Source organism: Paenibacillus sp. GYB003, assembly GCF_036577625.1.
Lineage (GTDB): Bacteria > Bacillota > Bacilli > Paenibacillales > NBRC-103111 > Paenibacillus_AB.
On the sequence record NZ_JARBDC010000070.1, the window covers coordinates 1 to 14,545 of the forward strand.

The following is a 14,545-nucleotide window of genomic DNA, read 5'->3' on the forward strand; positions in this document are numbered from 1 at the left end:
TTTCGCCGAAAACGTCGTCGGCTTCCGCTCGCCCTGCAGCTGCGGCAGCTCCATGGCAAGCATGTCCATAAAAAACGATGCCGAAAGCGACGCCGCCGCCCCTTTCATCGCCCATGACGAAGAAACGTTCCACTTATGTTGAGCGAGGCCGTACAGCCCGGTTGCGAACAAAAAAAGCAGCACCGCGGTCGAAATCGCGGCGAACAGGCGGCTCATGGACCGCACCGCCCGCCACGTTCGGGTAATAAAACTGACGTTCATCGTTGCAACGACCCATTTCACGGCAATCCCTCCCGGCGTGTCTATCGAATCTACTTGTATTTCAAATCTATGAAAGAGGGAGTTCCGGTAGAACGGTTGCGCAAAAAAAATAGCCCGGGACCGGCAAGCCGCCGCCTACGGGGCGGCGCTATGCCGAATGCGGGCTATCGAACGTTCGCGACGGGAGGGCGACCGCTATCAATCTGCAAACCTTTCAACCTTCGCACGGCGGCTTGTCGGATGCGGTCCGTCATTGTCCTGCCGGTCCGATTCCGGTAGAGGGCACGAGCTCGGACAGGCGGACGAACCGCAGCTCGCCTTTCAGGGCCGGCGTCTCGTGATGCAGGACGGCCGTCGTCTTTTTGCCGGGAATGCCGACATGGCCGATCGCGATGCACGTTTTGTTTTCCATCGCGCGTTTGCGGATCAGTTGGAGCTGCTTCGTGATGTGGGACGTGCTGACGACGTCGTCGAGAAAAATTTCGTTTTGCACGAGCGGCACGCCGAGCTCGGAGGCGACGCGCGGCGCCACGCTGCGGTAGTTCGTTTTGCTGTCGAGATAAAACAGGCCGCGCTTTTTGCACACGTCCAGCACGACGCGCATGACGCGCTCGTCCGCGGTCGCTTTCGAGCCCATATGGTTGTTGATGCCGACGGCGAACGGCACCGCGTCGATCGCCGCTTCGACTTTGCGGCGAATGTCTTCTTCGGACAAATCGGTCGTGATCGCGCCGGGACCGAGCCAGCTTTTGCGGCCCCGCAGCGGCTCCATCGGCATATGGACGATCACGTCGTGCCCGACGCGATGCGCCCATTCCGCGTCGCGCTTCGTCGTCGCCAAAAACGGCATCACCGCCACCGTAAGCGGAATCGGGGCGTTCATCACTTCCTCCGTCCCGGACATGTTATTGCCCAGATCGTCGATGACGATCGCCACGCGCCTTCCTTCGACGACCGCTTTCCCGTCCGCTTCCGCGGCCCGGCCGGATAACCCCGCGAGCAATGCCGTCAGGCACGTCAGCAGCAGCGCCGTCTTTTTATGAAATCGGATGGTACCGCGTCCGTACATCGCTTATGCCCCCTTCTTTCGGATGTTCGAATTTCCTTTGCTGCCGGATTTCGATTCGACGCCGGTAATGATCCAGGGCGATCGAACCGTTTCGCGCGCAAACTGCAGCCGGACCGTTTCCTGCTTGACGCCGCCGCCTTTCCATGTCCACGCCGCTTTGACGGAAATGTCCGCGGTCACGGCGTCCTCGGCTCCGTCCTGTTCCTTCGGCGGCTCGATCCGTACCGCGTCCGCCTTGCTCAGCCACTGCAGGAACGTCTGCAGCGTTTCGGACGACGATCCTTGAAGCGCGGCCCGAAGCACCGCTTCGTCCTGTTGATGCAGCGCGTCGAATATCGCTTCCGTCCGCAGTTCCGGCGAGGATGCCCGGAACCATTCGGGCAGCTTGCCCGCCGCCTTGTGAACCATAAGCTGGTGCGACAAATCGGTTTTGCCGGAACGGTGGGTCGTGCTGCCGGCGAAATGGATGCAGAAGTGGCCGGAAAATCCGTTGTCCGGAATGCCGTCTCCTCCGTGCGGCATGCCGTGCATCGAAGCGGCGATCGCCGAGCCGTCGTCCGACGTTACGACGATCGCTCTCCGCCGCCAGCTCCATTTGCCCCCGTAGATCTCCTTCATGACCGCGGTATCGCGCCGCGTCAGCGGCTGAACGTCCGCATGGCTGCTGCCGGCTCTGCGCTGCGCCCGAAAAGAAAGCCCCGTCTCCAAATCGACGACCGTTACGATCGCTTTGCGCGGGATACGCGATTTCGCCTGGTCCCATTCGACGATTTCGCCGTAATGCCGTTTCCGCAGCGCCCCGGCGGCGGCGATCCACTGCCGGCGCACTTTGGAGGACAGTGTAATGCTGCGGTTCGCGCCGGGGTCGAACAGCACCCCGTCTTCGCGCATGGCGAACGTCCGTTTCGCGCCTCCCTCGGCGATCTCCACGTACGTATCGGTATACAAGGTCGACGGGGCGGTCAGCGTTTCGATTTTCGCTTTGTTCCAAGCCCGCGTCCAATCTTCTCGCGTATGCGTTTCGGCTGTCGCATACTTCGCGGATTCGCTGGACTTGACGGAAACGGTAATCGTGACGTCTCCGTCGTTTCGCGCCGATTCGCCCGCGGCCGGCCGTTCCGCGCAAACGAAAGCGAGCGCAATGATCCAGGCGACGACCGGCCGCCGAAACACGCCAATGATCCGTCTCATGCATTAGCCTCCAAGCAACGATGTCTCCTTTTCATTGTTTACCGCAAGTCGCAAAATATGTGCCGAATCGTTTTTGTGCCCGAAAGACCGGCGATAGCGTCACTTAGGCGGAGCAAACAAAAAACCGACCCGTCGTAGCCGGGTCGGCTGCAGCTGCCGTTCCATGTTCAGCAAATCTCGATAAAACTAGATTTTTGCTTGTTTACTCGCTCCACATCCCGATGATCGGCCCCGTATGATCGTCGAATTTGTCCGCATCGTCCAGCGGCACCCAGGCGACCTCCAGCAGCTCTCCGTTTTCCGGGCGGCACGCATCCAGGCTCAACGCGCCGCCGACGATTTCGGCCGTAAACGTATACTTCCGTTCGCTTCGATACAGCAGGCCGGTCGTTTTCACGTCGTAGCCCGTTTCCTCCTTCACCTCGCGGACGCACGCTTCTTCCGGCGTTTCGCCTTCCTCGATCCCGCCGCCCGGGAAGTTCCAGACGACGGCGCCGCGGCGAACGTATTGTTTGACCATCAGCACTTGCCCGTTTCGTACGATTACGGCCTGCGATAACATGGCGGTCGCCTCCCTAACGTTCATGCCCGGTGAGCGCCGGCCCCCGAGGTTCGCCGTACGCGCAGGCGTACTTCAAAAAGAAGCGCAGCTCCTCCAGATCGATATCGTGCGTTTGAAAATCGCGGGGATGGATGACGATCGTCAGCCGCTCGGCGAACTTGCCGGCCGCACAGGCGGCTACGAACGACAGGATGATCGTTCGGATCAGGTCGCCCCGCGTTCGGTCGATCCGGGACAGTCCGCTGCCCAGCACCGGCACGACGAGCGGACCGATTCCCCCGCGCCGCGCCACATAGCGCCACAGCTTGCTCAACGCCAGCTCGATATGGGCCGCCGAGGATGCCGCTTTGCCGTATTCGTTCAGTTCGGCGATGGCGACGAAGTACGCTTCCTTGCCGCCCGCCTCGACGCGCGCGACCGTGCCGATCGGATAAACGCGTCGGCCTCCCGAATCGTCGTCCGACGTTTCCAACCCCGGACGCTCATCCGCCAAAGACGCGGTCAGCAAGCCGTCCAAGCCGGCCGGAGAACCGCAAAAACGATGCGCGAACTGCGCCTGAACGCTCGCCGGGTCGATTCCTGACGTGCGGAAATCCGTATTGCTTCCGATAATGCATACTCCGTCCGATTCGAAGCAATCGCCCACGCATATTTCGACGAACGCGTCTTTCCCGCGGACCCGTTCCTTCATCGACAAGCGCGGCCTGCACTCCCACAACGTCCAGCCGAAGCCGACCAGCAAAAAGGAAGGCCAATGGGCTTGAATCGCCGCCCCGACGGCCGACGAGAAAAACGCGACGATCTCCGTAACGAGCCATAGAACGGCGAAAACGGCCAGCATCGACTTCACGGCGTTTTGTAACGAAAACGAATACCGCCAATAGTTTTTCGCGATAAACCCTCTCAGCCATGCCATCGCACAGTTCTCCCTTCGCGCCCGTGCGCCGCTCCGGTCGGTATGCGCTATGTCGCCAGCGGAACCCCGGATTCTCGATGCGGCAAATACGTCTCCGCCTGCACGTTCACCTGCCGGTCGGCGCGGCTGAAATGGAATGCCCGGAAGCGATCCTCGAAAATGCTGAATTTCCGCCGAAACAAGCCGGCGACCGTCGGATTCGCGGTGGTGAACACGATCTGCGTCCCGCGGGCAAGCGTCAGCTGCCGCAAAAAGTCGAGAAGGGCGAGCACGTTTAAATCGTCCATGTTGGCGACAGGCTCATCCAGCAAAATGAAGTTGGGCACCGTATCCAAGCTCATGTGCATCACGAAAAAAATCGACAAAATGACCGCCGTCCGCTGACCGGTGCTCATCTGATGGATGCCGTACCGGACTTCGCGTTGTCCGTCCCCTCTCCGGACGGCGGCCAGCTCGTTTTGCGCCAGCGTCAATCGTTCGAATTCTTGCGGGGAATGAAGACGCACGAACAAATCGCTGATTGCCGCAATATTCGCTTCCACGAAATCATCGATATAGGCGGAAAGCGGGCGCAGCCCGCTGAGCGCCGCGACGGCCCGCTCGCAGCGGCGCAATCGGTCGCGGGCGTCGTTCAGCGCCGCCTCCGCCTTCGCCAGCTCGGCCGCGGCGCCGGACGCGTCCCCGCCCGGCTGCAGCGTTTTCAGCAGCAGACGGATTTCCTCTAGCAGCTTGGTCAAATACGCCCTCCAGCCTTCGATTTCCTTGTCGTCGTCCCGGAAGACGCCCTTCTCGTAAAGCATGCGCGAAGCCGTTCGCATCGCGGTTGCCCGCTGCAGCGACTCGCTTTTCTCCCGGAGTTCGTTTTCGGCCGTTCGCCGCGAAAGCTCCAAACGTTCCAACGCTTCCGTCGTTCGGCGAATGTCCAAGCGCAGCTGATCGATCGGCTCCGCCATCGCCCGCCGTTCGCCGCTCAAGCCGCTCTCCTTTTCCGCCAAAGCTGCCCGAACCTGGTACCCGGAGCCGGCTGCGGTCATAGCCGTTTCCGATTCGATCGACCGAATCAGCCGGCCGAACCGGCGAATCCGGTCCATCGTAAAGCCGCTGCCGTCCAAACGGGCGGCTTCCCGTTCCAAGACGTCCAGCCGGCCGCGCACCTCCTCCGACCGGCGGGTCAGCTCCGCCAGCCTGGACTTGATCTGCGAGGCGTCGAACCGGTCCGGACAAGGCTCGACGCCCAGTTCGGCCGCATTCGCGTTTATGTACGCGCGCGCTTCCCGCAATTGCCCGAACCGGTCGAGCTCGGTTTGCAGACGGGCAAGCTCGGCGTCACGCCGGTCGCGCTCCCGGATCAGCTCCTGCTCTTCTTCGCGCAGCTTGCGCAAATACGTTTCGTCGTTTCGAAGCCCGGTCTCCATCAGCTCGGCGAGCCGTTCCGCCGTCCGGTGATCGGTGCCGCACAGCGGACAAACTCCGTGATCCGCATGCGTCTTCGCGTACTGCCGGCCGAGCGATTGCAGCTGTGCCAGCAGCTTCTGCGCGGAGTCGGACTTCTTCTCCTCCTCGCTTATGCGCGACGTCAGCTGCCGCAGCCGGGCAAGCGCCGAGTCGGCCAGCTCCTTCGCCGTTTCCCATAGCCGCTGCGCCTCCTCCGGCCGCTCCTGCGAGAACCCGAAGTCGGCGAGCGGGCCCCATTCCAGGCGGATGCGCTCCAGCAGCCCGGCGCGCCGGCGCAGCTCCGCCGCCTCGACCTCCAGCTTTTCCCGCAGTTGCCGGCTTCGCTCGTCGTCGAAAAGCGGCTGCAGCATTTCCGTTTCTTCGGCCAGCTCGCGAATGCGGGATATCCGGGCGTCCAGCGCCACGGCCGCCCGTTCGCGCTCATGCAGCCGCTCCCGAAGCCCGGTAAGCCCGGGGAGCTTCGCCGCTTCTTCCCGGCTCGCGGCGAGCTTCCGTTCCAGCTCGGCCGATTCCGCGGCCAGCTTCGATCCGGCGGCTTCGATTTGCCCGAAGGCGACGATTTGCAGCTTTCCGGCTTCCTTGAGCGGCAATGCGATCGCATCCAGCTCCGTCGCATGCGCATAGAGCCGTTCCAGCCATTCCGTCAGCTCGCGTCGGTCCGCGGGCCGCTCCGGCAGCGAATAGGAGACGGACGCCTCGCTCAGCAATCGTTTCAGCGCGGGGATGGACGCCCGTACCTGCAGGTCGACCCGTTTCTCGCGTTCGCGGATTTGCGTCCGCAAAATATCGAGCTCGGCTTCCTTTTCCACCGCCTGCTTGCGCAGCGACGGCAGCTTTTCCGCAAACTCTTCCCCGTACTTCTTCCATCGCTCCTCGATCAGGCCCAATTCTTCGCCGAATACGACTCTTGCAAACGCTTGCCGGTAATCCGGCTGCTCTCCGTAACAAAGTCGATACACCGTCTCGGAGGAAAAATAATTGTATTGATGAAACAGCTGATTCAGCGCCGTATTTCGCGTTCGCTCCCTGGGCCGCTGCCGGTAAAAGCGGCTTTGCCGCCCCTTTTGCTCGTTTGCGTCCGGAATATCGCAAAGCTCCAGCTCGAGTTCCCCGTGCGTCAATACAACACGCCCGTCCCACAGCTCGTTCCCGCTGCCGGCCGCCGAATCGTATCGTTTGGCCAGCTCGTTCCGCAAAATTTTTCCCGTGAACGCCAGCTCGATCGCTTCCAGCACGGACGTCTTCCCCGCACCGTTCGCGCCTTCCAGCAAATTGATCCGGGCAAAGTCGAGCGTCTCGCCCGGCCGCCAGCAGTACGGCCGGTATCGCGCGCCGAATTGCAGGCTGCGCACGCTCGTTTGCGAAGGTGCGGACGCAGGGCCGGCCGGCGATTCGTTCTCGTGCGGCTTTGCCTCGGGAGCGGCGGGGGCGACTCCGCTTAAATATTGGGTCAGCAGCGGTCCGGAGAACGGCTCCAGACAAAACGACAGGCCGGCGCCGTTCAAGCTGCGGAACCAATCCGCGTACGGGTCCGATTGCCGCACGTCTCGCCGCTTGTCCGGCAGTTTGGCGACGGGCAGCGTCTGCTCGATTTTCGAGAAAGGGACGACAAGCTTGCGGCCGTATCGTTTGCCGCTTTCGACGCGATGCCTGCTTTCCGCCGGAACCCGGTCGAACGCCTCGTCGTCCAGCACGTACACGACGTACAAATTCCATGTCCAATCTCCGCGAAGCCGGAAGTAATACGGCCCGACATGCTCGTCCTCGAACCGCTCGAAGGCGGGTCCGCTTTCCGAGATGCTCAAGAATCGTTCCGCTTCGATCGGCAATACGATATATTTGCCGACGAATAACCCGCCCGAATGGTGCGCGGCCTCGATGACGGCCGTTTCGTTCCCTTCGTGCGCCTGAATATAGGTCAAACCGGCAGCCCGCAGCCGCCCGATCAACGATTCCATGCTCGGTTCCCCCCATCGGTAAACTCGACGCTCGTCCTTACTTTGGCGGGCGACGTATACTCGACCGACCGAACGGGATAAGCGACGGTTTCATGGCTGCCGGTTTTGGTCGAAAATACGCAAACCTGGTGCTCGTAATCTTTGCCGACCCGGCGGCAAAGCTGCACCGCCATTTCCTGCGCCTTATGCTCGGTGCGGGCGTAAGCGACCCAAACGCCGTCCCGTTCCTCCCCTTCGTCCGGAAACAGGTTGAAGTGGGGATAATCGTCCGCCAAGCGAAACCGGAAGCGGCCCTCCAGATGCCGCAGTTGGCCGGGCAGCCGCTCGGACTCCGCGCGCAAGCAATCGATCAGCTTGCCGACCCGGTCGGCGTCTTCGTTGCGCAACGGCTCGCAATCGTCGTCGATATGCAGGCCGAGCCGCATGCTGATTTCCCGTCCCCCTCCGTCCGCCGCGAAACGGAGCTGGCCGTCCTCGCCGTGTCCGAGGCATAAGCCGAAGAAGCGGTCGCGCTTTTCGATCGAAGCGCGCAGCGGGAAATCGAACGAACCGGTCGCCGCCGCCGTCAAAGGGTCCGGCAGCCGGTCGTCGAACGGCAGGTCCGCTTCCCGCCACTCCCGTCGTTGTTCGTCCGGAACGTAGACGCGCAGCGCCTTCGCGCCGGCCGGAACCGCATTCGCTTCAACCGTAGCCGGATTCGGCTTCTCGATCGCGACAAGCTGCAAATGCTCCCGTTTGTGCGCATACCAAACTTTAACCTTCGCTTCGTCCCAATAAGCGAAGCCGAGACCTTTGGGCATACTGTCGTTTCTCGCCGTACGAAGCGAACTTAACCATTCGCCGGAATGCTTCATATAGACGCATGACCAGGGAGCGGCTATTTCCAGCGACGATTGCGGCAAGCGCACCTCCGTCGATTCCGCCCAATTGGCCGTAACATATACGGTCCGCCGTCCTTCCGTGCGCGAGAAAATCGCATCCCGCAAACGGACCATGTACGAATGGCGGGGACGCTTGTTCAACTGCGGGTGCAAAACGATCCAATCCCCCGCTCCCTCGTTAAACAAAAGCCCGGCGTTCATATCCGGATGGAACGCATCCGCACAAATGATCGAGCAGAGCCGGTTCGCGCGTTCGGAACCGAACGTGTAGACGGCCGAGCCTCGGCTGAGCGCATCGCCTTCGCAGTATAGCTCGGGATCGCCGGACGCATGAAGCTTCAATTGCGGAGCTATACATAACGTATGCCCGTCCGAGCCCATAAATGCGTAAACGAGCGCGCAGACGAAATCTCTCCAGACAACGTTTCCCGCCGGTCGGAAAACGCGGGCCCGTTCCCCCCAGCCGCCGAGACGGTCGAGGAACCGCGAGCGCTCTTCTCCCTGGCACGCCAGGCACCAAAGCTTGCCGGGAGGCGGCTGAAGGCGCGGGTCGGCCGCCATTTCCCCGATCAGCTCGAGCGGAAACGAATATTCCGGCGTCAGCAGCACATCCGCCTCCGTTTCGCGCGCGACGCGCAAAGCGTCCTTGCACAACCCGTAGTGGGAATCGTCGGCCGTCTGCGGTCCTTGCCGGTCGTCCGCGTTCAGCCGCCCCCCGCATTGCAGACGGAGCAAGCGGATCAGCGGAGAAGCGGTGTCCGCGAATGAAAAGGAAGGGACGAGGTCGCGGCAGCCGGCTTGTTCCAGTACGGTTTCGATCGGTATAAGCGCGATGGACACGAATTTCCCTCCTTTGCCTAATCGCATGTCGGAGCTATAAGTCGATACGAAACGTATTCGATAAACCGGCTTGAAATTCCTGCCAAAAAGAGGAATCCTGTCTTTCGAAGCGCAGAATCGTCCCGGTCGATAAAAAAGCCGTCCGGGAAAACTTCCGGACGGTACTTTGACGCGCAAACCGATACGCTTGATCATGTGGAGGGAACGGGGATCAGGCTCCGGCCGCCGGTGAAGTCGCGTTGTTGATTCGATCTATGGGCCGCAACACGACTTCAACGGCGACCCGTCAACGTTTCGCCTTCATCGCCGCTCCCCCCTAAGCTCCCGCAGCCGCTTTCGGCTTCCATTCGCTTCTTTCGGTTTCGGTCATACGGCTTACGAATCGAGCAATCGTTATCGGGGCCGAATGCGGCGGTTTGAAATTGTAACGAACTCTATCAACGTTATGACCCGCGAATCGGATCGTTTTCTTCCCTTTTCGGCTCGATATCGGTGCAGGGATTCAAGCGAGCGGGAAATGCTCCCGCTAATTTCGATGGATTTCCCGTTTCCGGGCAAAGCAACTGGAAAACGTCCCGCTACAATCGTCCATATCGTCCATTTCGCCGATACAACGCCATTTTATCGGGAGCTTCTCCAGGTATTTCGAAACGGTGCCTATACGAGAGCGAGTGAACAGGAGGATTTCCCGTTTGTTCGATTCCAGTGGCCCGGCGGGAATAGGATACGTCCGGACGCGGAAACGTAAGGCCTGCTTGCCCTATGTTTTAGCGTACTTTCCGTTTACCTTCCGCAAGTAGAGCCTAATGCTTTTTTTTTGCGCAACCTCGTATCCTTCGCCGGCCGCCCGGCATCGGTAACGAATACAATGAGATGATCGAAAAGAAACCCGGAAAGAAATAACTTACTTAGTATTAAAAAAACGTCTATCTATCGACGTATTTCGAGGATGAGCGAAAACAGCCGGCTTCCGAAACGTAACGGACGCCACGGCGCTTATTTCGCGAAAATCGGCCGTTTTCCAATCGTAACGGACACCACGGCGCTTATTGGCTCCGATCCGCCGTCCAAAAGGGGTTTTTCGCCAAATAGCTGCGCTTGTATCCTTTAGAAAAAAAATCGCCGAAATAAGGCTCATTAGCGGCCGCCATGTCCGTTAGCGCTTGGAACTGGGGGCCCGTCCCGCCGCCGCCCCATGCTCGCCCCCCGCTCCAACTCCCGACGACGCCGGCGCAGTTCATCCAGGCCGTTCTCGCCGTGTCCCGTCGCAGGCAGCAGCAAACCCGCTCCGGCTTTGGCGCTTAAGCTGAGCGGGAAACGAAATGTAAATGTTAAAAAAGAAGGCGGGCGGATCATGTTCACAAGAACATAACCCGCCCGCTTCTCCGGCGTTTTCGCCGCTCACCCGGCGATTTCCCGCAAGCGCTCCGGCGAAATCCGGTCGACGAATTTGGCGAATTTTTCTTTCCCTTTCGCATTCGCCTTATAGAAGTCGATGACGGCGACGACGATCGGGACTAGGCGCTCCTCGGGCACTCCGGCTGCGAGAAGCTTCGCGATCGATGCCTTAAGTCCTTTCGGCTCGCCTCCGACATAAATATCGAAAACATTCCGCATTTTGACGACGCCGATATCTTTCAGCAGCGGCTCGCTCGTGCCGAGGGCGCAGCCGGCGTAGCCGACCTTGAGCGGCATCGGCGTCGCGATGCCGGCGATCGCCCGGTTGAGCCTGCGCGCGATGTCGAGTCCGGCCTCGTCCGCCCCTTTGCAAAAATTGCAGGCGATCAGGCTTTTCGTCACGAAGCCCGCCGGATACACCTCCAGGCCGTAACGTTCCAGTTGCAGCCTGACATCGTCGCTGCGGTCGGCCGGCAGTTCCACGTACAGCTGTCGAAACGGCGTCATTTCGATGACGGCGTCTTCGCCGGCCGCCGTGCCGATCACGGCGAGCTGCTCCGCCGTAAACAGGCTCCCTCCGACTTGAACCGGTGCCGCGACCGCGATTTTTACGCGCTCTTCCAACGGCCTCTCCCCCATTACCGTATTTTCGCCTCGGTCACTTTATGTTGACGACATAGGGGACGGTGATCACTTCGCCGTTATGCTGAAATTGTCCCCATATTTTGTAAACGCCGCTTTTCGGAAACGTTGCGGCGAACTGGGCTTTTGGCCCTTTCGCCTTCTCGTCCAGCGGATGAACGTGAATGTACTGCTCGGCGTCCGCCGACAAGATGACGACATGGCCGACGGCGCCCAAATATGGCTCCAGGTTGTCGATCCCTTTTTTCGTTTTCGCGTCGCGAACCGTAAACGTCAGCGTCGTCTCTTCGTTAGGCTTCGCGCCGCTGAGACCGAGCTCGACCTCTTTGCCCCCCGCCTCCTTGACGAGCTTGTCGTCGGCCGTGACGGCGGCGTGCCCCGCTTCTTTCCCCGATACGTTCACCCATTCGCTGAGCGTCGTGGCGGACCCGCCCTTCGGAATAAAATCCGCGAACAGCTTATAGTCTCCGCCCGCCGGAAACGTCGTGTCGATCGTAAATGTGCCGCCGCCTTTATAGTCGGGATGAATGTGCTGGAAAACCGACAAGTCGTGATTGACGACGATCAGATGAAGCAGCTTTTCGTGATTGATTTGAAAATCGTTTACCGGCTTGCCCGCCTGATCGGAGATTCGCACGGTCAGCTCGGTTTTTTCGTTCGCTTTGGCGGCGCCTCCGGCAAACGCGAACGACGCTTTCGTCTTGTTCGCCGCGGACTCCTTGTGGTCGGTCCCGCCGTGGCCGCCGTGGCCGTCGCCGGCCGGAGCGTTCGAGCTTTGTCCGGCCTCGTGGCCGGACGTATGGCTCGCTTTGTTCGCGCTACCGCAGGCGGACAAAAGTCCGAGCGCGAGCACGCTGGAAAGTACGATCATCGTTTTGTTCATTCGGGAAATCCTCTCCGTGTTTGGAATGGAACGATTAGCTTCGGATTTTGACCCGCTGCAGCCGCAGCGCGTTGAGAACGACGGACACCGAGCTTAACGCCATCGCCGCACCCGCGACCCACGGAGCGAGCAAGCCGATCGCCGCGACCGGTATGCCGAGCGTATTGTACCCGAGCGCCCAAAACAAATTTTGCTTGATGTTGCTCATCGTCTTGCGGCTCATATAGATGGCGTCCGGAATGCTCGACAGGTCGCCGCGCATCAGCGTCACGTCCGCCGCTTCCATCGCCACGTCCGTACCGGTGCCGATCGCCATGCCGATATTCGCGGTCGCGAGCGCCGGCGCGTCGTTGATGCCGTCTCCGACCATGGCGACCGTCTTGCCTTCCGCCTGCAGCTTCTTCACCTGCTCCGCCTTTCCTTCGGGGAGCACTTCCGCCAGCACATGGTCGATGCCGACCTGAGCGGCGATCGCCCTGGCCGTCCGCTCGTTGTCGCCCGTAATCATGACGACCTGGATGCCCATTTCCTTCAGACGGCCGACGGCCGCCTTGGACGTTTCCTTGATCGTGTCGGCCACGGCGACGATGCCGGCATACCGGTCGTCGATCGCGACGAGCATCGCCGTCTTGCCCGCTTCCTCCAGCCGCGCCATCGTTTCATAGGCTCGGCTCGCCTCTACGCCGTATTGTTCCAGCAGCCGGCGCGTGCCGACGAGCAAGCTTTTTCCTTCGACGACGGCCCGAATGCCGTAGCCCGGAACCGCCTCGAACGTTTGCGTGCCCGGCAGCTCGATGCCTTTATCGCGGATGCCGGCCACGATCGCTTCGGCGAGCGGATGCTCGGAATTTTTCTCCGCCGCTCCGACAAGGCGGAGCAGCTCCGTTTCGTCGCCTTCCGCAACGACGTCCGTCAGCTCCGGCTTCCCTTTCGTAACCGTTCCCGTTTTATCCAAAATGATCGCGTCGATTTTGTGCGTCTGCTCCAAATGCTCGCCGCCCTTGAACAAAATGCCGAGCTCCGCGGCCCGTCCGGACCCGGCCATTATGGAGGTCGGAGTGGCAAGTCCGAGCGCGCAAGGACAGGCGATGACCAGTATCGCGATCGCTTTCTCGAGCGCTTCGGCGAAATCGCCGGGCGTGACGAGCAAGTACCAGACGAAGAAAGCGACGACTGCGATTCCGACGACGATCGGTACGAAAATGCCGGAAATGACGTCCGCCACCCGCTGGATCGGCGCTTTGGAGCCTTGCGCCTCCTCGACCACTTTAATGATTTGCGCCAATGCCGTTTCTTTGCCGACTTTGGTCGCTTCGACGCGGAGCATGCCGTTTTTGTTGATCGTCGCGCCGATGACCGCGTCCCCCGCTTTTTTCTCCACGGGAATGCTTTCGCCGGTCAGCATCGATTCGTCGACCGACGATACGCCTTCGAGCACGATGCCGTCGACCGGCACTTTGTCGCCGGGACGGACAAGCACGATGTCGCCCGTTAGCACTTCATCGACCGGAATCGTCAGTTCCGCGCCGTCGCGGACAACGTACGCCGTCTTCGCTTGAAGACCCATCAGCGATTTGATCGCCTCCGACGTCCGGCCCTTCGCAAGCGACTCGAACAGCTTCCCCATCACCACAAGCGTAATGAGCACTGCGCTCGTTTCGTAATACAGCGACGGTCCGTGATGGACGCTGCCGCCGGCGGCGAACCATTCGATCGTCAAGTACAGGCTGTAGAAATATGCGGCCGACGTTCCGAGCGAAACGAGAACGTCCATGTTGGCGCTGCCGTTGCGGAGCGCCTTATACGCGCCGACGTAAAACTGCCTGCCCACATAAAATTGCACCGGAGTCGCCAAAATAAGCTGAAACCACGGATTCATGAACAGCTCCGGAATATAAATCCACGAAGTGAACGAGAAATGGGCGACCATGCTCCAAAGGAGCGGCAGCGACAAAATCGCCGAAACGAGCAGCTTCCTTTTTTGACGGCTTGCTTCTTGCTCCCGGACATCACCCGCCCGCTCCCGCTCTTGCTCCGTGACCGCCTTGTACCCGAGCTGCTTCACTTTGTTTTGCATATCGGCAATCGAGACTTCGCCCGGCGCATATTCGACTCTGGCCGTCTCCATCGCGAAGTTGACGGAGGCGCTCGTGACGCCGGGAAGCTTGCTCAGCCCTTTTTCGATCCGGTTCGCGCAAGCCGCGCACGTCATGCCTTCGAGCTTGAAGTTCGCAACCTGCTTCGCCGTGCCGTACCCGAGCTTCTCGATCGTTTGCTCGAGCCGGGCGGCGTCGATTTTATGCGGATCGTAAGAGACGCTTGCCTTTTCGAGCGCGAAGTTGACGTTCGCCGAAGTTACGCCGTCGAGCTTGCTCAGCCCTTTCTCGATCCGGTTCGCGCAAGCCGCGCAGGTCATGCCGGTAATTTGCAGCGTCGTTTGCTTCGTTTCGTTTGCGGATGTCGCTTCCATTATCGTTTCACTCCTTAAG

At 60.6% G+C, this 14,545-nt stretch carries 9 protein-coding genes and 1 pseudogene; all 10 read right to left on the minus strand.

The genetic code is table 11. From position 1 onward, the window contains the following. Positions 1–282: pseudogene (locus PV407_RS23055) on the minus strand (hypothetical protein); the annotation flags it as partial. Positions 283–511: 229 nt separating this feature from the next. Next, a complete protein-coding gene (locus PV407_RS23060; RefSeq protein ID WP_332092355.1) occupies positions 512–1,330 on the minus strand; it encodes a divergent polysaccharide deacetylase family protein in 819 nt (272 codons plus the stop codon). Between the two features lie 3 nt (positions 1,331–1,333). Further along, positions 1,334–2,521 (minus strand): hypothetical protein, encoded by a 1,188-nt coding sequence (locus PV407_RS23065; protein ID WP_332092356.1) that lies wholly within the window; start codon positions 2,519–2,521, stop codon positions 1,334–1,336. A gap of 202 nt (positions 2,522–2,723) precedes the next feature. Next, on the minus strand, positions 2,724–3,083 hold the full coding sequence (locus PV407_RS23070) for an NUDIX hydrolase (protein WP_332092357.1): 360 nt from the start codon (positions 3,081–3,083) through the stop codon (positions 2,724–2,726). A gap of 13 nt (positions 3,084–3,096) precedes the next feature. Continuing rightward, a complete protein-coding gene (locus tag PV407_RS23075) occupies positions 3,097–3,999 on the minus strand; it encodes a macro domain-containing protein (RefSeq protein WP_332092358.1) in 903 nt (300 codons plus the stop codon). Positions 4,000–4,046: 47 nt separating this feature from the next. Continuing rightward, on the minus strand, positions 4,047–7,412 hold the full coding sequence (locus PV407_RS23080; protein ID WP_332092359.1) for an AAA family ATPase: 3,366 nt from the start codon (positions 7,410–7,412) through the stop codon (positions 4,047–4,049). Then, positions 7,400–9,133 (minus strand): hypothetical protein, encoded by a 1,734-nt coding sequence (locus tag PV407_RS23085; protein ID WP_332092360.1) that lies wholly within the window; start codon positions 9,131–9,133, stop codon positions 7,400–7,402. Before PV407_RS23085 ends, PV407_RS23080 begins: the two co-directional genes overlap by 13 nt. Positions 9,134–10,534: 1,401 nt before the next feature. Continuing rightward, positions 10,535–11,155: a nitrite reductase gene (locus PV407_RS23090; protein ID WP_332092361.1), complete on the minus strand. Its 621-nt coding sequence runs from the start codon at positions 11,153–11,155 to the stop codon at positions 10,535–10,537. Between the two features lie 34 nt (positions 11,156–11,189). Next, entirely contained in the window at positions 11,190–12,056 is an 867-nt protein-coding gene (locus PV407_RS23095; protein WP_332092362.1) for a hypothetical protein, read from the minus strand. 34 nt (positions 12,057–12,090) lie between these two features. Further along, entirely contained in the window at positions 12,091–14,526 is a 2,436-nt protein-coding gene (locus tag PV407_RS23100; RefSeq protein WP_332092363.1) for a heavy metal translocating P-type ATPase, read from the minus strand. Between the last annotated feature and the right edge of the window lie 19 nt (positions 14,527–14,545).

Bases quoted from the DNA above. Each gene is read 5' to 3' on its own strand.
- PV407_RS23060 (WP_332092355.1), bottom strand. From the start codon at position 1,330: ATGTACGGACGCGGTACCATCCGATTTCATAAAAAGACGGCGCTGCTG.
- PV407_RS23065 (WP_332092356.1), bottom strand. From the start codon at position 2,521: ATGAGACGGATCATTGGCGTGTTTCGGCGGCCGGTCGTCGCCTGGATC.
- PV407_RS23070 (WP_332092357.1), bottom strand. From the start codon at position 3,083: ATGTTATCGCAGGCCGTAATCGTACGAAACGGGCAAGTGCTGATGGTC.
- PV407_RS23075 (WP_332092358.1), bottom strand. From the start codon at position 3,999: ATGGCATGGCTGAGAGGGTTTATCGCGAAAAACTATTGGCGGTATTCG.
- PV407_RS23080 (WP_332092359.1), bottom strand. From the start codon at position 7,412: ATGGAATCGTTGATCGGGCGGCTGCGGGCTGCCGGTTTGACCTATATT.
- PV407_RS23095 (WP_332092362.1), bottom strand. From the start codon at position 12,056: ATGAACAAAACGATGATCGTACTTTCCAGCGTGCTCGCGCTCGGACTT.
- PV407_RS23100 (WP_332092363.1), bottom strand. From the start codon at position 14,526: ATGGAAGCGACATCCGCAAACGAAACGAAGCAAACGACGCTGCAAATT.